Origin of the sequence: Flavobacterium rivuli WB 3.3-2 = DSM 21788 (genome assembly GCF_000378485.1) — a bacterium.
Classification (GTDB): domain Bacteria; phylum Bacteroidota; class Bacteroidia; order Flavobacteriales; family Flavobacteriaceae; genus Flavobacterium; species Flavobacterium rivuli.
The window spans coordinates 1-19,630 of record NZ_KB899969.1; the positions used below are offsets into that span (position 1 = coordinate 1).

General features: G+C 41.9%; 21 protein-coding genes and 2 tRNA genes. 12 read left to right on the top strand and 11 right to left on the bottom strand.

The window, feature by feature from the left end; genetic code table 11:
* The coding region (locus tag F565_RS21395) for a transposase (protein WP_020212882.1) at positions 1-184 on the top strand (184 nt) is incomplete at its 5' end.
* 103 nt (positions 185-287) lie between these two features.
* Here the strand turns inward: F565_RS21395 and F565_RS22850 are convergent.
* From F565_RS22850 to rseP, 4 genes are all read right to left on the bottom strand, one after another.
* Positions 288-371 (bottom strand) — tRNA-Asn (locus tag F565_RS22850).
* 114 nt (positions 372-485) lie between these two features.
* Positions 486-770, bottom strand: coding sequence for a GIY-YIG nuclease family protein (locus F565_RS0108955; RefSeq protein ID WP_020212883.1), 285 nt, complete (start codon positions 768-770; stop codon positions 486-488).
* Between the two features lie 57 nt (positions 771-827).
* Positions 828-901, bottom strand: a tRNA-Asn gene (locus F565_RS0108960).
* 167 nt (positions 902-1,068) lie between these two features.
* The gene (gene rseP / locus F565_RS0108970) at positions 1,069-2,394 is read right to left on the bottom strand and encodes an RIP metalloprotease RseP (RefSeq protein WP_020212884.1); all 1,326 of its coding nucleotides are present in this window, start codon (positions 2,392-2,394) and stop codon (positions 1,069-1,071) included.
* 216 nt (positions 2,395-2,610) lie between these two features.
* Here rseP and F565_RS0108975 point away from each other — a divergent pair, with 216 nt between their 5' ends.
* From F565_RS0108975 to F565_RS0109015, 9 genes are all read left to right on the top strand, one after another.
* Positions 2,611-3,006, top strand: a complete 396-nt coding sequence (locus tag F565_RS0108975) for a DoxX family protein (protein WP_020212885.1) — start codon at positions 2,611-2,613, stop codon at positions 3,004-3,006.
* A 3-nt stretch (positions 3,007-3,009) separates the two neighbouring features.
* Positions 3,010-4,095, top strand: a complete 1,086-nt coding sequence (locus F565_RS0108980; protein WP_020212886.1) for an NADH:flavin oxidoreductase/NADH oxidase — start codon at positions 3,010-3,012, stop codon at positions 4,093-4,095.
* A gap of 438 nt (positions 4,096-4,533) precedes the next feature.
* Entirely contained in the window at positions 4,534-5,577 is a 1,044-nt protein-coding gene (locus F565_RS0108985) for a Gfo/Idh/MocA family oxidoreductase (RefSeq protein ID WP_020212887.1), read from the top strand.
* 16 nt (positions 5,578-5,593) lie between these two features.
* The gene (locus F565_RS0108990) at positions 5,594-6,544 is read left to right on the top strand and encodes an aldo/keto reductase (RefSeq protein WP_020212888.1); all 951 of its coding nucleotides are present in this window, start codon (positions 5,594-5,596) and stop codon (positions 6,542-6,544) included.
* A gap of 100 nt (positions 6,545-6,644) precedes the next feature.
* Complete coding sequence (locus tag F565_RS0108995; RefSeq protein WP_020212889.1) at positions 6,645-7,622, top strand: 2-hydroxyacid dehydrogenase; 978 nt, start codon at positions 6,645-6,647, stop codon at positions 7,620-7,622.
* Between the two features lie 49 nt (positions 7,623-7,671).
* Positions 7,672-8,670 carry an alpha/beta fold hydrolase gene (locus tag F565_RS0109000; protein ID WP_020212890.1) on the top strand — a complete coding sequence of 333 codons (999 nt, stop codon included), beginning with the start codon at positions 7,672-7,674 and terminating at the stop codon, positions 8,668-8,670.
* Positions 8,671-8,692: 22 nt separating this feature from the next.
* A complete protein-coding gene (locus F565_RS0109005; RefSeq protein WP_020212891.1) occupies positions 8,693-9,913 on the top strand; it encodes an MFS transporter in 1,221 nt (406 codons plus the stop codon).
* A gap of 137 nt (positions 9,914-10,050) precedes the next feature.
* Positions 10,051-11,046, top strand: coding sequence for an aldo/keto reductase (locus F565_RS0109010; protein WP_026299973.1), 996 nt, complete (start codon positions 10,051-10,053; stop codon positions 11,044-11,046).
* A gap of 198 nt (positions 11,047-11,244) precedes the next feature.
* Positions 11,245-12,072 carry an HAEPLYID family protein gene (locus F565_RS0109015; protein WP_020212893.1) on the top strand — a complete coding sequence of 276 codons (828 nt, stop codon included), beginning with the start codon at positions 11,245-11,247 and terminating at the stop codon, positions 12,070-12,072.
* Positions 12,073-12,186: 114 nt separating this feature from the next.
* Here the strand turns inward: F565_RS0109015 and F565_RS0109020 are convergent, their stop codons facing one another.
* Both F565_RS0109020 and F565_RS0109025 read right to left on the bottom strand, forming a co-directional pair.
* The gene (locus F565_RS0109020) at positions 12,187-12,792 is read right to left on the bottom strand and encodes a DUF1349 domain-containing protein (RefSeq protein ID WP_020212894.1); all 606 of its coding nucleotides are present in this window, start codon (positions 12,790-12,792) and stop codon (positions 12,187-12,189) included.
* 153 nt (positions 12,793-12,945) lie between these two features.
* The gene (locus tag F565_RS0109025; RefSeq protein WP_020212895.1) at positions 12,946-13,548 is read right to left on the bottom strand and encodes an FMN-dependent NADH-azoreductase; all 603 of its coding nucleotides are present in this window, start codon (positions 13,546-13,548) and stop codon (positions 12,946-12,948) included.
* A gap of 115 nt (positions 13,549-13,663) precedes the next feature.
* Between F565_RS0109025 and F565_RS0109030 the strand changes: the two genes are divergently transcribed.
* Together F565_RS0109030 and F565_RS0109035 are read left to right on the top strand one after the other, a co-directional pair.
* Complete coding sequence (locus tag F565_RS0109030; RefSeq protein ID WP_051087086.1) at positions 13,664-14,029, top strand: winged helix-turn-helix transcriptional regulator; 366 nt, start codon at positions 13,664-13,666, stop codon at positions 14,027-14,029.
* Positions 14,030-14,127: 98 nt separating this feature from the next.
* Positions 14,128-14,739 (top strand): hypothetical protein, encoded by a 612-nt coding sequence (locus F565_RS0109035; RefSeq protein ID WP_020212897.1) that lies wholly within the window; start codon positions 14,128-14,130, stop codon positions 14,737-14,739.
* Between the two features lie 61 nt (positions 14,740-14,800).
* Here the strand turns inward: F565_RS0109035 and pdeM are convergent, their stop codons facing one another.
* The 5 genes from pdeM to recA all read right to left on the bottom strand — a co-directional run bounded on the left by pdeM (position 14,801) and on the right by recA (position 19,558).
* The gene (pdeM, locus tag F565_RS0109040; protein WP_020212898.1) at positions 14,801-15,445 is read right to left on the bottom strand and encodes a ligase-associated DNA damage response endonuclease PdeM; all 645 of its coding nucleotides are present in this window, start codon (positions 15,443-15,445) and stop codon (positions 14,801-14,803) included.
* 147 nt (positions 15,446-15,592) lie between these two features.
* The gene (locus F565_RS22335; protein WP_020212899.1) at positions 15,593-17,464 is read right to left on the bottom strand and encodes a hypothetical protein; all 1,872 of its coding nucleotides are present in this window, start codon (positions 17,462-17,464) and stop codon (positions 15,593-15,595) included.
* The gene (locus tag F565_RS0109050) at positions 17,461-18,003 is read right to left on the bottom strand and encodes an RNA polymerase sigma factor (RefSeq protein WP_020212900.1); all 543 of its coding nucleotides are present in this window, start codon (positions 18,001-18,003) and stop codon (positions 17,461-17,463) included. Before F565_RS0109050 ends, F565_RS22335 begins: the two co-directional genes overlap by 4 nt.
* Positions 18,004-18,022: 19 nt before the next feature.
* Positions 18,023-18,445: a hypothetical protein gene (locus F565_RS0109055; protein WP_154652579.1), complete on the bottom strand. Its 423-nt coding sequence runs from the start codon at positions 18,443-18,445 to the stop codon at positions 18,023-18,025.
* Positions 18,446-18,553: 108 nt separating this feature from the next.
* Positions 18,554-19,558: a recombinase RecA gene (recA, locus tag F565_RS0109060; protein WP_020212902.1), complete on the bottom strand. Its 1,005-nt coding sequence runs from the start codon at positions 19,556-19,558 to the stop codon at positions 18,554-18,556.
* Positions 19,559-19,630 lie beyond the last annotated feature (72 nt).

Below are 19,630 nucleotides of genomic sequence, written 5' to 3' on the forward strand. Positions count from 1 at the left end.
GCTTTTAAGCGAAAAAGGGTTACAAAAAAGAAAACAGCGCTCTGCCGATGTAGAACCTGTGTTCGCACATCTCAAACACAATAACAATTTTAAGAGGTTTACTTTAAAAGGACTTGAAAAAGTAGAATTAGAGTTCGGATTAATGGCCTTAGCACACAATCTGAGAAAGAAAATAGCGGCGTAAGCCACTTGAAAAATATCCTGACCTGAAAAATATAATAGCCTAATATAATAATGCTAAAAATGAAAAAACCGCCTCAATTGAATATTGAGACGGCTTCTTTAAGTTCCCCCTCTTGGGCTCGAACCAACCCCGATAGCTATCGGGGCTCTGATTAACAGTCAGATGCTCTAACCAATTTGACTAAGGGTTATATTTTGCCTTCAACTTTGTAGCCATATCAGGATATATTAGCAGGTTTTGAATGTATGTCTTGCTTTTCATCGGGGCTCTGATTAACAGTCAGATGCTCTAACCAATTGGACTAAGGTTTATATTTTTCCTTCAACCTTGTAACCATTTCAGGATATATCAACAGGTTTTGAATGTATGTCTTGCTTTTCATGAGCTTAATATGTTTCTCTATTGCCAGAGCCTGTGTTTTGTTCTCGCACTCTAAAGAAAATACGAGTACCCAATCATCTGCGTTATACGTAAACTTTCGCGAATCTGAATTTTCGTGAAATTCTAAGCGGGTATTTATATCTGATGTATAACCCGTGTAGTATCTGTTTAATTTATCGGAATGTAAAATATAAACGTAATGCATAATTGAGCGAAAATCATAAGCATAAAAAAAGCCTTACATTGCTGTAAGGCTTTTAAGCTCCCCCTCTTGGGCTCGAACCAAGGACCCTCTGATTAACAGTCAGATGCTCTAACCAACTGAGCTAAGGAGGAAACTGTATATTGTTTCGTAACTTTTATAAGGTTAAAACCTCTTTAAAATTACCTGGTTTTTCTCATTCTTAAAGGCTAATGTTTCGCCTTTATTGCGGTGCAAATATATAACCATTTTTCAGTTTCGCAAAAAAAATATCAAAAAAAATTAAACTTTTTTTCGAGGCCTAATTCACGATCAATTGGTAGATGTCTTTACCAAAAACTAAAGCCATAAGGCTTAACAAGATAACCATACCAACGGTTTGTACAACGCCCGCTGCTTTGTCTCCCAGCCTGCGCCCTGTAACCATTTCGGCAATGGTAAATATGGCATGGCCACCGTCAAGGCCCGGTATAGGAAGGATGTTCATAAAGGCAAGCCCTATAGAAAAAAGCGCGGTAAAGTTCCAGAAAAACTCCCAGTTCCATGAAGTAGGCAGCTTAGATGCTATACCCACAACACTTGTTACCTGCTTGTAGGCACCCGTACTTGGGCGAAGGATTAATTTAAACTGCTTAATATTATACACTATAAGGTCGTAAGACTCGCGCATAGCAACCGGAATGGCCGAAAAGAAGTTGTAGTGCTCTTTAATTATATATTCTTTCGCTACAGTAGGTTTTTGCATGATGCCTACTACACCCAGGCTATCTACGCCGGTGTTAACTTTAAGCGGCTGCCCGCCCCTTACTATATCAAGCTCTATAGCGCCTTTTTTGTGTTTAAAAGCCTGCTCGCTAAGCTGCCCTATGTACATAAACTTTTTACCCTGCACTCCGACTATCTGGTCGCCCACTTTAAGGCCGGCCTTATCAGCGCCAGATGATGGAGAAACAGAATCTATCGTTACTCTGTTAACCATAGGGTGCATAAAATCGCGGCCTTCGGTTTCCAGTATCATTTTTTTACTCTCATCGCTAAGCGGTATGGTAACGGGCTTACCGTCGCGCAGTACCTCAACATTATCGCCAAGCAGCACATCAAGCACCATCCTGTCAAAACGCGGCTGGTATTTGCCATCGGCCTTAATAATTTTATCGCCGTCTTTAAAACCTACTTTTTTTCCGGTTTCGCCAAAGGCAAGGCCATCCTGCTGGGTAACCTCTGTAGAAATATATTTTTTACCATACGTACTGTATACTACAGTAAATATTAACCATGCAAGCAATATATTTACAATAATACCACCCATCATGATTATAAGGCGCTGCCAGGCCGGCTTAGAACGAAATTCCCACGGCTGTGGCTCGCTCTTTAGCTGCTCCGTATCCATGCTTTCGTCTATCATTCCGGATAATTTAACATATCCTCCTAACGGCAGCCAGCCTAAGCCCCACTCTGTTTCGCCTATTTTTTTCTTGAATAATGAAAATCCCGCATCCATAAAAAGGTAGAATTTCTCTACTCTTACTTTAAACATTTTTGCGGTTATGTAGTGACCAAATTCGTGCAGTATTACCAGTATAGACAACATTAATACCAACTGGGCAATCTGAATAAGTGTATCCATTTTTAAGTTTTAATTCAACAAAGTAACGCACAAAAATAGTGTTTTCTGATTTACTTACTACTATTTAAATTTTGAAGCAGATATTTAAATGTTTGTTAATAATGACGAATGCAATTTGCAATTAAACATTGCGGGGTAACTTTACAATTATTAAATTTAATCCGTAAGATTATTCATGCGGAAATATTTTGGGTTTCACCTTAAATCCCTGCTATTATGATAAAGCCTTTACCTTACTTATTATTACGGCTGTTACTGGGCATGAGCTTTTTTGGCCACGGGCTGGTGCGCCTGCCCAAACTTACCAAATTTAGTGAGTGGATGGTGCAGTCGTTCTCTAAATCGATGCTGCCTCAGGCTTTGGTTACTCCCTTTAGTTACGTCTTGCCGGTAGCCGAATTACTAACTGGCATACTATTACTTGCAGGATTGTTTACCCGCACAGCACTTGTAGCGGCGGCAGGTATTATGCTTGTGCTGATATTTGGCTCGTCTATGATTGAGGAATGGAGCGCCATACCCTCGCAGCTTATTCACGGCGCTATTGCTGCTTACTTACTAAACCATATTGAAACCAACCGTTTATCTATAGACCATAAACTAAAACACTAAATTATGTCATCACTATTTTCTATCCTCCAGCTTAAGAGTATTATATTAAAGAACAGGATTGTTATATCGCCTATGTGCCAGTACAGCGCCGAAGACGGTTTTGCTAACGACTGGCACCTGGTACACCTTGGTGCGCGTGCTGTGGGTGGGGCTGCCCTTATTATTCAGGAAGCCACGGCAGTATCGCCCGAAGGCAGGATTTCGCCCGAAGACCTGGGTATATGGAGCGATGAGCACATTGAAAAATACAAACAGATAACTGCTTTTATACAGGCGCAAAACGCATTCCCCGGTATTCAGCTCGCACATGCAGGCCGTAAAGCAAGCACAACGGCCCCGTGGCAGGGCAGCCGCAAGCTTACGCTCGAAGAAAATGGCTGGCGCACCGTTGCCCCAAGCCCCATTCGCTATAGCGAAGATGAAGAGCACCCACCATTAGAGTTAGATAAGGCAGGTATTGCGAAAGTAATAGCCGATTTTAAGGCTGCTGCCAAAAGGGCACTTGAAGCGGGCTATAAAGTTGTAGAAATTCATGCTGCACACGGTTATCTTATACACCAGTTTTTGTCGCCGCTTTGTAACCAGCGTACCGACGAATATGGCGGAAGTTTTGATAACCGAATCCGTTTTTTACTGGAAATTATAGATGCTGTGCAAAGCGAATGGCCTGTAGATTTACCATTATTTGTTCGTATAAGCGGAACCGACTGGGCTGAGGGCGGCTGGAACGAGGACGAATCGGTTGAATTAGCCAAAAGGTTAAAACATACCGGCGTAGATGTTATAGACTGTTCATCGGGCGGGGCGGTATCGCACCAGCAAATCCCTGTTGGCCCGGGCTACCAGGTACCTATTGCAAAACGTGTTAAACATGAGTCGGGATTATTGTCGGGTGCCGTAGGCCTTATTACCGATGCTAAACAAGCCGAAGACATCATTAATAATGGTGAAGCCGACCTTGTGCTTTTCGCCCGCGAATCGTTACGCGACCCTAACCTTCCGCTACGGTTTGCCCATGAGCTCGATGTAAATGTACTTTGGCCTAAGCAATACGAAAGAGCCATGCAAAAACAGGGCAGGGCGTTTTAGTTTTCAAGGAATGCTTATTTATTAATGAACAATAGCGGCGAATTTTTAAAATAGATTCTTCCGTCGCTACAATGACATAGCATATTTATAAAATAATTTAATGAGCGATTGTCATTTTGAGCGAAGTGCAACGAAGTCGAAAAATCTCTAAGATTCTTGCTTTATCAGGGATTCATTATAGAAATTTAGTTCATTATAGCAAGTGAACATATCATACAACTGAATAATTTTTAACACATAGATACATAGGCCAAACTGTATTAAAGGTTAGATAGAAATAAATTTTTCACATAGGGAGGAGCAGAAGCGTAGCTTCAGCTATGTTTTTCTTCAACAGATAAACTATAAAACCTATGCATCTATGTGGTAAAATTTATATGCCATAATATGTCCACCAACATCCTTAAAGGGATCACGGTGTACCTAAAATAAATTACAATGCAAAAAAAAATCAAAACAGCCCTGCTGTCTTACGGCATGTCGGGCAAAGTGTTTCATGCACCATTTTTACAACTCCATGAAGGTTTTGAACTTTTAGGAAGCTGGGAACGCAGTAAACAACTTATTCAGCAGGATTATCCCGAAGTTAAAAGCTATGCCACTTTAGAGGAAGTTTTAGCCAGCGATGCCGAACTTGTAATAGTAAACACACCGGTAGATACCCACTACGAATTTGCCAAAAAAGTACTGGAGGCAGGAAAGAATGCCCTGGTAGAAAAAGCATTTACCACCACAGCCGCCGAAGCGGAAGAGCTGCTTAACCTTGCCAAAGAAAAGGGACTCAAGCTTACCGTTTTCCAGAACAGGCGCTGGGACTCTGACCTTAAAACGGTTAAGAGTGTGCTCGACCAGAAACTTCTGGGTGCGATAGTGGAAGCCGAAATACGTTTTGATCGTTATAATCCTAACCTTAGCCCTAAAGCATGGAAAGAGGGCGCCAATGCCGGTGCGGGTGTATTAAAAGACCTTGGCCCGCATATTATAGACCAGGCCATTTACCTCTTCGGGTATCCGGAAGCGGTTTCGGCAGATATTCGTACACTTAGGGAGGGATCTCTGGTAGATGACAATATAGATATTACATTATTTTATGCTGATAAGCGCGTTCGCCTGCATGCGGGTTTCTTTAACCGTGAGCAACTTCCGGCTTACATCATCCAGGGGCGTAAAGGCAGTTTCTTTAAAGACCGCGGAGACATACAGGAAGACACTCTTAAAACAGGAGCAAAACCTAACCTGACCGACTGGGGTACTGAACCCATAGAAAAATCGGGCCTGTTACATACAGAGGTTGATGGTGTGGTAATACGACAAACTATCCCTACCCTACAAGGCAATTACTACGATTTGTTTGATGGACTGTACCAATCTATTACCGAAGATAAACCGGAACCCGTTACTGCCGAGGATGGCTTGAGGGTAATGAAAATTATAGATGCTGCCAGCGCAAGCAGCGAACAAAAACGCGTGATTAAGTTATAATATAAGATTTATTATCATGGAAAAAAGACAATTAGGCACTACCGATTTGCACGTATACCCTATAACCTTTGGCGGTAATGTTTTTGGGTGGACCATAGACGAGAAAAAATCGTTCGAAATACTGGATGCCTTTACCGGCGCAGGCTTTAATTTTATAGATACCGCCGATGTATATTCACGCTGGAAACCGGGTAACGAAGGCGGAGAGAGTGAAACCATTATAGGCAACTGGTTAAAAAAGAACAAGAACCGCAACGAGGTTATTATTGCCACTAAAGTGGGCAGCGACCTGGGCAACGGTAAAAAAGGCCTTGCCAAAAAATACATTTTGCAGGCTGCCGAAGATTCGCTTAAACGGTTACAGACTGACCATATCGATTTGTACCAAACCCATTTTGACGACGAAAGCACACCTATTGAAGAAACGCTTGAAGCTTATGCTCAATTGATTAAAGAAGGCAAAGTGCGCCACATTGGTGCCTCTAACCTTTCGCCGAACAGGCTTAAAGAATCGTTAGAAATTGCTGCTGCAAACGGCCTGCCGCTGTACCAGACTTTTCAGCCGGAATATAACCTGTACGAAAGGGAAAAGTTCGAGAATGGAATAGAGCCTCTATGCCTCGGCAATAACCTTGGGGTTATTACTTATTTTTCTTTAGCCAGCGGATTCCTTACCGGTAAATACCGCACAAAAGCTGATCTTGGCAAAAGTGCACGCGGCGGCGATATGGATAAACATTTTAACGACCGTGGCTTTAAAATCCTTGCAGCGTTAGATGAGGTTTCTAAAACCCTGAACTCTAATCCGGCAACCGTTGCACTGGCGTGGCTTATACACCGCCCGTCGGTTACAGCGCCTATTGTAAGTGCTACCAGTATAGAGCAGCTGCAAAGCATCATCCAGGCACCAGACCTTGCTATAACCGCCCACGAAATTGAGCTGTTAACGCAGGAGAGTGCGTGGTAACTCTTCCAACCTGCAAGGTTTCTAAAACCTTGTAGGTTTAACATTATTCATTTTATAAAACACCCACAAGGTTTTAGAAACCTTGCAGGAACTAACGATTATGAAAGTATTTACAACACGCAAAATGCCGCAGGCAGGCATAGACCTCTTAGAAGCTGAAGGTTATAAAGTAACCCAATGGAGCGAAGACAGGGAACTTACGCAGGAAGAACTTATAGACGATTGCAAAGTTGCCGATGGTATACTACTATCGGGGCGCAGAAAGGTTGACACGGCTTTTTTAGAAGCTTGCAGCCATTTAAAAGTGATCTCGTTATTTTCTGTTGGGTATGATAATGTAGATGTAGCTGCGGCCACCAAGTTTAAGATTCCTATTGGGCATACGCCCGATGTACTGAGCAAAGCTACTGCCGATACTGCTTTTTTACTGTTGCTGGCTACATCGCGCAAAGCATTTTACCATCATAAAAGGATTGCTAAGGGCGACTGGGATTTCTTTTCCCCTACTGCCGATTTGGGTATCGATATTCATGGTAAAACACTGGGCGTATTAGGCCTTGGCAATATAGGCTACGAAATGGCGAAGCTTTGTAAAAGTGCTTACGGTATGAACATTATTTACCATAACCGCAGCAATAACGAACAGGCCGAAAAAGAACTGGATGCGAAAAAGGTTTCATTTGAAGAACTATTACAGCAAAGTGATGTACTATCGGTACATGCTAATTTAACCGATGAACTTAAAGGCATCTTCAATAAGGAAGCTTTCGCCAAAACGAAACCTAATGCTATATTTATCAATACAGCACGCGGTGGAATACACAATGAAGCCGACCTTAGAGAGGCTTTAGAGAACGGCACCATTTGGGGAGCAGGGCTGGATGTTACCAACCCCGAACCTATGGATAAAAATAATCCACTCCTTGATATGCCTAATGTATCGGTACTGCCGCATATAGGGTCGGCGGTGCAGGAAACGCGCGATGCTATGGCAGTGCTCGCTGCAAAAAATGTTATAGCAGCATTTAAAGGTGAGAAACTGGTTAAATGTGTTAACCCGGAGGTGTATGATAAATAGCATTGGCAACTACGTGAACAATCACAACATTTGCGCAAATTATTAAAAAATGAAAACAATACTAAACCTTATCCTCCTTGTGGCAATGGCCATATCGGCTCACGCACAGGACAAGCCTCTTGAAGCATCGGGGCTTATGCTCGAAAATATTAAATACCCATTTCCGGTTAAAGAGATAAACCTCAGCATACAGGGACAAAAACTGGTTATGGCATATATGGATATACAGCCTGCCACGCCTAATGGTAAAACCGTGGTGCTCTTGCATGGCAAGAATTTTAGCGCGGCATACTGGGAGCAAACTGCAAATGCACTGTCTAAAGATGGCTACCGCGTTATCATGCCCGACCAGATAGGTTTTGGTAAATCGTCCAAACCTACTGATATACAGTACAGCTTTCAGCTATTGGCACAAAATACAAAAGCCATATTAGATGAGCTTAAAGTATCTAAAATATACCTTTTGGGGCACTCGATGGGTGGTATGGTAGCTACCCGCTTTGCATTGATGTATCCGGACACGGTAGAAAAACTTATCCTGGAAAACCCCATTGGGCTGGAAGACTGGAAAACCGTTGTGCCGTACCAAAGCGTAGACGACTGGTATGCCGCCGAGCTAAAACAGGATTACCAAAAAATGAAAGACTACCAGCTTAAATTTTACTACGATAACAAATGGAAACCGGAATATGACCGCTGGCTAAACATTAATGCCGGGTGGACGCTGAATAAAGAGTATCCTGTAATTGCAAAAAATGCAGCGCTTACTTATGACATGATCTTTACCCAGCCGATAGTATATGAATTTGAGAATCTTAAAATGCCGGTGTTGCTGATTATAGGCCAGCGCGACCGTACGGCTTTAGGAAAAGGCAAAGCGCCAAAAGACGTTCAGGAAAAGCTGGGCAACTATCCCGTTTTAGGCCGCGAGACTGCAAAGAAAATAAAAAACGCTACCTTAGTAGAAATAGACAATGTGGGCCACCTGCCGCACATAGAGGCTTACGATAAATTTATTGGCCCGTTTAAAGAGTTTTTAAAGAAGTAAGGGTGTTGTATATTTGCAAATTATGGATACCGAAATAAACTTATCACGCAAGGTTCGCAAGCCGCTTAAAGCTTACAAAGAGGCAAAACAAAGCTACCTTAACCGCATGCGCCTGGCCGTATCGCTTTTTTATTTTTCTATGGGGCTTACGTTTGCCACATGGGCAAGCCGAATACCCGATATTAAGGAAACGCTGCACCTTAGCGAGGCCGATCTTGGTACCGTATTATTTTCTATACCCTGTGGGCAGTTGCTCATGATGCCCTTTTCTGCTAAAATTGTAGTGCGGTATGGCAGCAGTAAAACTGTTGTTGCGGGCATTATTATGTATATAGCTGCCATGGTATCGCTTGGGTTTGGCCATGAGCGCTGGCATCTTATGCTGTCTTTGTTCTTTTTTGGAGTATTTAGTAATTTTACTAATATATCTGTCAACACACAGGGTTTACTTACCGAGGGTATTTTCAATAAACCTATCATGTCGTCGTTTCACGGCGCGTGGAGCCTTGCCGGTTTTACAGGTGCGCTTATAGGTTTACTAATGATGAATATTGGCCTGCCACCGCGTATTCACTTTGCCATAGTAGCACTAATACTATATATCGTTATTGCCTTAAACTTTCGCCATCTTGTAAAAACAAGGCCTGCAAAACCACAGGCAATAGAAGCGGAGAAAAAAAGGAGTTTCCTGCCCAAACTTAACCCCGCGTTGGTATGGCTTGGAGTTATAGGTTTTTGCAGTATGGTAAGCGAAGGTATAATGTTCGACTGGAGCGGTGTATATTTTAAAGAAGTGGTAAAAGCACCGGAATCGCTTGTAGTTCTTGGTTATACTTCCTTTATGATCATGATGGCATCGGGCCGTTTTATAGGCGATAAGGTAACGGCACGTTTTGGCCGCAAAAGGGTATTGCAGGTAAGTGGTGTGTTGATTTCGGGTGGTATGTACCTTGCGGTATTTTTGCCTTATATAATTCCGGCAGCTATAGGTTTTATGCTGGTGGGGCTTGGTGTTAGTACCGTGGTACCGGGCGTATACAGCATTGCAGGTAAAACCCCGGGCATAGAGCCAAGTAAGGCACTAACGGCAGTATCGAGCGTTAGCTTTTTAGGGTTCTTAATAGGTCCGCCTGTTATTGGGTACATTGCCCACGCAGTAGGGCTTAAAATGTCATTTGCGCTGATAGGAATATTTGGCATAGGCATTGCCTTTTTAGTAAACAGGGTTAAGGCGATAGAATAGTGATTAGTGGCAGTAGGCAGAAAGTCACAGTCGCAGTCGCAGTTTACAGGAACTTCACTCAGATAAAATACATATAAATAATTCTTAGTCTCCCTGTAGCGACTGCCTACCGGGACTGAGACTGAAAACTAAATAAAATGGAATACAGGAAAATAGGGAATAGTGATCTTGAATTATCAGTAATAACCTTTGGCGCATGGGCAGCCGGAGGATGGATGTGGGGTGGTACAGAACGTAGCGGCTCTATTGATGCCATTCGCAAATCGTACGACGAGGGTGTAACCTCTATAGATACCGCACCTGTTTACGGGCAGGGCGACAGCGAAGAAATTGTTGCCGAAGCACTGCAGGGTATTGCACGCGATAAAGTACAGATAATTACCAAATATGGTATGCGCTGGGATCTTGCCAAAGGCACCCTTGCCATGAAAAGCAAAGACAACAGCGGCAACGATATTGATATTTACAAATATGCAGGCCGGGAAAGCATTATAAAAGAGTGCGAAGACAGCCTGCGCAGGTTAAAGACCGATTATATTGACCTGTACCAAATTCACTGGCCGGATGTAACCACTCCCATTCAGGAGACCATGGAAACCGTTGCCGAACTTATTAAACAGGGTAAAGTGCGCCATGCAGGGGTTTGTAATTATACTGCAGAGCAGGTTGCAGAAGCTAATAAGTATGTAGATATTGTTAGCGACCAGGTGCCATATAGCATGGTAAAGCGCGATATAGAAAAGGAATTAGTGCCTTATTCGCTCGAAGCTGTAAAATCAATAATTGCTTACAGCCCGCTGGAACGAGGCTTGCTTACCGGCAAAATGAAACCCGGTTACACCTTTGAAGAAGGCGACCATCGTGCTAACATTTACTTTTATAACGACGAGAACCTAAAACGAACGAATGAGTTTTTAGATAAACTACGTCCGCTTGCCGCAGAGAAAAATGCAACATTATCGCAGCTTGTACTGCGCTGGACAATAGAGCAGCCCGCCATTACCATTGCTTTGGCCGGAGCACGTAATGCCGAACAATCGGTGCAAAATGCAAGGGCGGTAGATGTTAAACTCAACAAAGAAGAACTTAGTTTTATTACTACTTTACTTAACGAACTTCATTTGGTTAAGTAGTCTATCAAACATAAATCAACCTGCAAGCTTTTAGAAATTTTGCAGGTTTTTTGTGTAAATTTTAAAAGTACTACGATTTTATAACCCTTTCAGAATTTAAAAACAGGCGTGTTAAACAATTCCCATTTTTTAGGGATAGCTCGTTTTTCCTAATTGTTTCCTATTTGCAACCATAGTTTTGGAGCAAATACAACGATTATGAAGATTTTATTTACTGCCATAACGCTCCTTTTAATTTCGATAAATACTCATGCCCAAGTCCTGGGCGACACCATTGCTAAAAACGATGTTTCTGCGAAACCATTAAAGCTACACCATGCCGAACCGCTGTATGTAGACCTCATCCGAGATCTTGGTGCACGCAAAGGCGAGCACGAACTTAATGTGGGTTTTGGCATAAACGACGAAAAAGAATACGTAGCCTATAAAGGTTTTGCCGAATATGAGTTTGCCGTAGCCAACAGGCTGGGACTGGAAGTGGAAGTTCCTTTCGAAATGTACGGGCATACCGCTAATGATGCACGTGACCCGCTACCCGGCAATCGTGTAGAGGGTATTAAACTTGCCACGCAATACACATTTTTGGTATCTAAAAAATACCAGACCTCTATGGCTGTGGGGTACATTCAGGAAATGGAATTTTCTTCGTTGCCGGATATTGGCCATCATGGAAAATTGTTTGAAGGCACCACCTACAACCCCATTTTTATTGCAGCCAAAAGGCTTACACCGCACATACATACCCTGCTGTATACCGGCCCCGTTATGGAACAGCTTTTTGAAACCAAAACATGGAATACCGTAATGGAAGTAAACGCCAACCTGCACTATGTGTTTACTAACGGTAACTTTATAGGGCTGGAAACCAATATGGAATTCTCTGAACAAAAACCCTCTTTTGTAGTACGCCCTCAATTTAAAGTGGCGTTCTCGCCAAAGGTAAGTTTAGGTATTGTAGCGGGCATACCGGCATCTGGAGATAACCGTAACATTAGCGCTATGACTCGAATGATATGGGTGCCGTAGTTAATCTATCAAATAGTTGGTGTTCCATTTCGACGAAGGAGAAATCTCTATATTTCATCAAGATTTCTCTATTACGCTGCGCTTCAATCGAAATGGAAGCGTACGTGTCCATCCTTACTCCACTTTCTTAACTTCGAAATTCTCAAAAGTTACAGGAAAACTAAGCTTGCCCGGAGCAGCCGCTACCATGCCGACCTGCACTTTTACATTTGGCGGAAAATAAGCCAGCCGCAGCATCTCATAATTTTTACCGTCAAACGAATATTTTATTTCAGCATAATCGCCTTTGCGCAAAAGCTTTAACCAAACCGATTTTGGGCTGTCCTTACGGGTAATAACCGACCAGTCGGACACATCCCTCGTTACCACGGCACTTACATTCTGTTTGCCGTCTACAAATTCTATCCCGGTTTTTATCCAGTTTTTTTCGTCGATGCGAATCATCAATCCCGCCTGATGAAATAGCTCGTTATAATTTCCGGTAACTTTTACGCTTACTTCAAAATTACCATCTGCCTCAATATACGTAAAGGGCCCGTTATCGCGCTTAAAACCATAATGTGTAACCTGCCAAAAATCAGTACCAGGTTCTACAGTAAATGTTAGCTTATCGGCTTTACCTTCAATATTCTTTGGTTTGTTAAGCCATTGCATTTCCTGCTTTTGGGCAAAAGCAAAAGTGGTTGTAAGGAACAGGATGGATAGAAAGGTGTTTTTCATTTTAGAATTGATAATCGTTATAATCCAAAATTAAATATAAATATTGGTTGCATCCTATAATTATTTTATAATACCATAGGATGCCTCAACAAAAAAAGCTTTTACAACCCACATATAGGTAATAAAAGCTTTTCAATGCATTTTAAGATATGGTTACACTGCAACCGCAAAACTCTCAATGGCTTTCTCTAAAGCAATATCCTGAATGCCGGGTATGCTGGTGCCCTCTGCCCGAAGAACCGTTATATCTGTCATGCCAATAAAGGACAGCATACTTTTTAGGTAAGGTACCGCATGGTCGTACGGCTGCATGGGCCCTTCTGAATAAATGGCGCCGGATGCCAGTGCTATATATACTTTTTTGCCGGTAACAAGGCCCTTTGCCCCTTCGGCACTATAGCTAAAGGTAACACCTGCACGGGCAATGTTATCAAGCCATGCTTTTAATGATGACGGGATGCTAAAGTTTATAAGTGGTGTGCTTATAACAATTATATCGGCCGCAAAAACAGTAGCTACAGCCTGGTCAGATTCTTTTAAAAGTTCTGTTTGTTCTGCAGTACGTAAATCCTGCGGTGTGCGCATGGCAATTGTACGGCTCGCGTTAAGGTGCGATAACGGGAATTTTTCAAGGTCTGTTGTTGTCAATATTCCTGCATCGCTTGCCCTTAGTTTTTCTACAATTGCGTTGCCAAGTTGTGTACTTACAGACTCTTCTCCACGTGTGCTGCTGATTATGTGCAATATATTTTTCATGGTTTAAATTTTAGTTTGTATTAATTACAGGCCAAAATTACGTACATTTACTAACCAAATGTTAGTAGTATACTTTAGGTTACTAGTAACATTCAGGTTAGTAAACTTAAAAAGGATGGAAGAACAAATAGGATTTCCTCGCGGGCCGGTAGAGGAATGTAATGGCAAATTAAATGCTGTAGGCGATGCCCTATATGTAATAGGCGGTAAGTGGAAACTGCGTATTATCATTGCTCTATCTGAAGGGCACAGGCGCTTTAACGAAATACAGCGCGCTATAAAGGGTATTTCGGCAAAGATGCTTAGCAACGAGTTAAAGGACCTCGAAATAAATGGCTTTGTAAAACGTACTGTACATACAGGTACACCTGTGGTTGTTGAGTATGAGCCAACTGATTATACACATACGCTTGGCGACGTCCTTAGCTCTTTAGCCGATTGGGGAACCATGCATAGGGAAAAGCTGAGGAGGGAAGGTTAATATCACCAGTATCGCCTGGAGTAAAAACCGTTAAACCCTTGTTAATTGAACTTATCTCAAAGCACTAAAAATCCTACATTTGATCAAAACCAATCACAATGAAAAAATTATTTTTATGTGCCCTTACCATGGCATTATTAGTGGCCTGCAACAAAGATAAAAAGAGTGAGACCAAAACTGTAACCGATTCTACGACTGTTGTTACCGAGACCCCTGCAGCAGAAAAGAAAGCTGATACCGCGAGTTCGGATTTTGATTCTGCAACTATTCCGGTTACTACTAAGGATGTAGGTGATTTCCCGTATGTAACCCTGCCGGAAAGACTTGAATATATGAACGGAAAAGGCGAACAAAAAATTTATGACGAAACATTTGTACCTTTAAATGGCGTATTTGTATCTGTAAAAGGGCCAGTATTTAATGCCGGTTTACAAGTAAAGGAAGAACAGCCATGGAGCCAGGCCTATGCTAAAGATAGCTACGCAAAAAAAATCACAGATTTAGGTGCTGTCAGGATCTTTGATGACAAGATAAAGAAAGCAGAGCTGGACAAATATGATGGTAAACTGGGTAGCACGTTAGACTACTGGAACAATCCTGTACAAGTGTACGCCCTTAAAAAGAAAGATGGTACTATAGTTTACTTTCAATTGGTTACTAATTCGGCATCAGGTGGCATAAGGATTGCCGAAGCCGGCGAATTGAAATAGATAAGCATGTTAAAAATATGGACTCCGGCAGGTGCAATAAGCGCCTGCCGGAGTTTTGCATTTATAAACTCTTTCTTATTTCTACCACATCGTCTTTAGTAATTACATATACAACATCATGTTCTGCAGGTTCCATGGTATACGTGCCTGTAAATTCTCCAAAGGCAGGAAGGATCATTTGATGCGGGGAACGAAAAAAACAGGGCAATTTTAAAAACTGCCGCCCCTTACCGGCTAATAGTATAGATGGGTGAATATGCCCGCAAAGGGTAAAGAAATCTTTGCGCTCTTCGGGGTGGTGGGTAAGCAGGAAACCGTCCAGAGACCATTCGCTTACTATTGTTACATTGATATCGTGGTATTTAGTGGGCGAAATAATATCATGGTTGCCGGCTACAAGTACTATGGGAATAGCTACGCCTTCTACCCATTCTTTAAACAAATGCCACTCGTTATTTAGCGTGCTGTGAAAAAGATCGCCTAAAAAGCAAATACTTTCGGGTTCAAAATAGGCTACAGCTTCGTTAAGTTTCAGGAAGTTTTTGTGGATAGCACCGCCCGGTATCGCCGAACCGTATTTACGAAAATGTGATACCTTGCCTAAGTGCGCATCAGATATAAGCAGCATGCGTTTTTCTACCCAGTATAATGCACCGGAGCAATGCAGTACAAAGTCGCGGTGGTTAATTTGAATTTCTAAAGTCATTTAATCTCTTTCATTCTTTACTGCAAAGATAATTATTTTAAATACTTTGCAGCAGCCTCTACAGCCATGTTTAGAAAGGTATAAAAAAATAAAAGCACTCCCTCCCGGAATGCTTTTAACTTAACTTAAGCTCTAACCAACAAGAGCCTAAAAACTAAAACTTATGCCTGAATAAAGGCCTATAAAATAAGGTTTAAAATTACCGGAATCTCTGCTAAATGTATTTACCTGGTATTTAAACATGGGTTCAAAATTAGCTTCAAACGATTTAAAGAAACGGTATTTAAAACCTACACCTATGTTTGTACTAAAGTGAATGCTATTAAGATTTTGGGCCTGGCCCACATTAGTTGCATATCCCTGATTAGAAACTACGCTTACATTGTTATCATTAAGAAAAAGCGTGCTCACACCACCTATAATGTCTATCCCGAATTTTTTGTCGAGTAGGGCATAAGCCATTTCTACAGGTACTTCTACATAGCCCGTTTTTTGCATCATAGAGCCGTTAAAGGTTCCTGCAGGCATCTGGTTTTCATTAAAGGCGTTAGGGGTAGCGTTACTACCGGTGCCCTGGTTTTGTACTACGATGTTTCCATTGGTGCGGGCAGCTACGTTTGTTGTAGACTTATTAAGCGAGGCATAGAACTCTACACCCTGGGTTTCATAATTAAGGTTAAGGGTATTAACCCCAGATCGTATTGTAATCTTTTTGCTAACGGCATAGTTAACGCCTACACCATAGCTAAGGTCGTTCTCGTAACTCTTGGCATTGCCTGCAAATTGCCCGTCTATAGGCGACCCCTGCGACAATGAATTATAAAATACCGGAGCCAGTTGCGGCTTTACATTCCACTTATTGGTTTTAGCATTTTCGGCAAGGGCTTTCTCTTCCTTCTTACCTGCTTCTTTCTCTCTTAAAAGCTTCTCAAGCTCGTTTTCCGGTTTAACGGTATCATTAGCTGCAATGGCAGTTTCGGTTAAAGGGATGTCTTTATTTACAGTTGCAGGAGGTGTTATATTGTTTAAAGGCTGTATTTCTTTATCTGTGCCTGTAGCTGCTATAGCAGTATTGTTATTATTGTTATTATTGTTACTGCTGTTATTTTTTACAGATGCCGCCGCATTACCTGCAACAGCATTGTTTTTTTGAGTAAGGTTATTTAGTGCAGTGCCGCTATTATTATTTGAAGCTTTGCCAGATGTACCTGCAGGTGGCGTATTGTTTGCTACAGCACTATTATTAAGCTGACCAGCATTATTGTTAAACCTGTTTTTATTGCCCTTGTTTAAGGCAGCCTTATTTTTGGCAGTGGCCGATTGATTATTTGCCACCGCATTATTTTGCTTATAGGTATCAGGGTTAGCAATTTTGCCTGAAGCAGATGTAGCTGCACCACCGTTCTTACTGCCATTATTATTTTTAAACGATGTATTGCTTACAACGGCTTTGCCGGGTTGTGTAACAATACCGGTTGTATTAGTGCTGTTAGCCTTGTTGTTTTTAGTGCCATAAACCACAGCGTTTTTTGCAGGGGTGCTAAAAGGTTTGGTGCTCGCATCTTCTGTTTCTGATTTTACAGTTTTACCATTACCTGCATTATCATAACCATTATTGTTTTTTGTGTCTTTTTTATTGGCATCTACAACAATGTTGTCATTTACCGTTGGCCTGTTAGAACGGTCATATACATTGCCCGAGTTAATATCATGTCCCGAAGACTTATCTGTAGGCAATGTTTTAAATGGTGATGCTGCCGGTTTATCAGATGCATTATCTAAAACAACAGGGTTGTTTGTTGTGCCAGTATTGCCATTACTAAAGAAAAGCCCAAGCAGCAGCCCTACTACTACAATAGCAGCTACACCGGATAGCCTTATCCAGATGGGGACAACTCTTCTTTTTTTCTTCTCTTCCAGCTCTTCCCGTATATTATCCCAGATAAATTCGGGCGGGTTGGCTTCAAAGTCCTTAAACTTTTCCTGAAAAAGCCTGTCTATATTTTTTTTCTCGCTCATTTTGCGGTAGGTATGGTATTACCCTGGCGGGTTTCAATTTTTTCTTTAAGTATCATTCTCGCCCTTGCAAGGTTAGATTTAGATGTGCCATCTGTAATATTAAGCATTGCAGCAATTTCTTTGTGCGAATACCCATCTATAACATACAGGTTAAATACCATACGGTACCTGTCTGGCAGTTGTTGTATAATAGCCATGAGGTACTCCATTGGTATATCATCAGCCTCTATTTCCACTTCGGCCTCTTCGGGCATGTTCTCGCTTATTATTTCAAAGATACCCTCTGTCCTGTACTTTTGCAATACATTGTTTACCATTACCCTTTTTGCCCATCCTTCAAAAGAACCCTCAAAACGGTACTGGTTTATTTTTTTAAAAATTAAAAGGAAACCATCCTGTAAATTATCTTCGGCATCAACGCGGCTGCGGGAGTACTTTAAGCACACCGCAAACAGCTTGGGGGCAAGCAGGCGGTACAATTGTTCCTGTGCTTTTATACTGTTTTCCTGACAATCTTTTATGAGCTGTTCTAAACCCAATTAGTTTCCTGTTTATATATTATTGTCTTACAGGTATATCAACCTCTATAAATTGACTGTTGCCTGCTGCATCATCTCCTTTGTAAAACTTAAACTTATAACTATCTGTAGCATTTAATGGGCACTGAAAATTATAGGTAGCCTTTTCCGGCACTACATTTAACGACTCTGCACAGGTGGCATCCTGTATAAAATACGCCTGTACGGCAAGCGTTAATGTGTAACCGCTTGGTTCCTTGTACAAATCGGTAACATAAAAGCAGTCGTTTGGTTTTTTGTAATACATATCCATAGCATAGGTGCGCCCGGGCGTGACCGATGCGGGAGTGGTAATACTATCTGCAGGTATAAACACAATGTCAAAATTTACCTTGGGCTCATTATCTACAGAGCATGAAGTTAGCATTAGCAGCACGGCAAGGAGAAGTAAACACTTTTTCATAAATCGTTTCAATGGTAATATAGTTTCCTTTACAAGCATTAGATGCAAAAAAACTAAAAGGTTGCGTTACAAGGTATAAAAAAACCCGAAATAAATCGGGTTTTAGTATTAAGCCATATTTTGCTTAATGGCATCTTTTATTTTCAGTTCCAGCTCGTCGGCCATTTCGGGGTTATCCTTAATAAGCGCCTTAACCGCATCGCGGCCCTGGCCAAGCTTGGTGTCGCCGTAGCTAAACCATGAACCTGCTTTACGTATAATTTCAAACTCTACCGCAAGATCCAGTATTTCGCCTGTTTTACTTACACCTTCGCCATACATAATGTCAAATTCGGCAGTTTTAAACGGTGGTGCTACTTTGTTCTTTACGATCTTAACTTTAGTGCGGTTACCAATAACATTCTCGCCATCTTTAATTTGAGACGAACGGCGGATATCTATACGTACCGATGCATAAAACTTAAGCGCGTTACCACCCGTAGTAGTTTCCGGGTTACCAAACATAACACCTATTTTTTCGCGTAGCTGGTTAATAAAGAAAACCGTACAGTTAGTTTTGCTAATTGTACCTGTAAGCTTACGCAATGCCTGGCTCATTAAACGGGCATGAAGGCCCATTTTAGAGTCGCCCATTTCGCCTTCTATCTCACTTTTTGGGGTAAGGGCCGCAACAGAGTCAATTACCACGATGTCTATCGCGCCGGAGCGGATAAGGTTCTCAGCAATTTCCAGTGCCTGCTCACCATTGTCCGGCTGCGAGATGATAAGGTTAACCACATCTACACCCAGTTTTTCGGCATAGCCACGATCAAAAGCGTGCTCTGCATCTATAAAAGCAGCAATGCCACCGGCTTTTTGAGCCTCTGCAATTGCGTGCAACGTTAATGTTGTTTTACCCGAAGATTCCGGGCCATATATTTCTATTATCCTGCCGCGAGGGTACCCGTTTACACCAAGTGCAAGGTCTACCCCAAGAGAGCCGGAAGGGATGGCTTCTACCTCTTCTACAGCCTGGTCGCCCAGTTTCATAACCGTTCCTTTACCGTAAGCCTTGTCTAATTTATCCAGCGTAAGCTGTAATGCCTTTAGTTTCGCTTCTTTTTCTGCGCTCATTTCTTTTACATTAGTTTATGTAAAATTAAGGATTTTATTTGGGGTGGCAAAGCAGATTAAGGTGTGTGAATA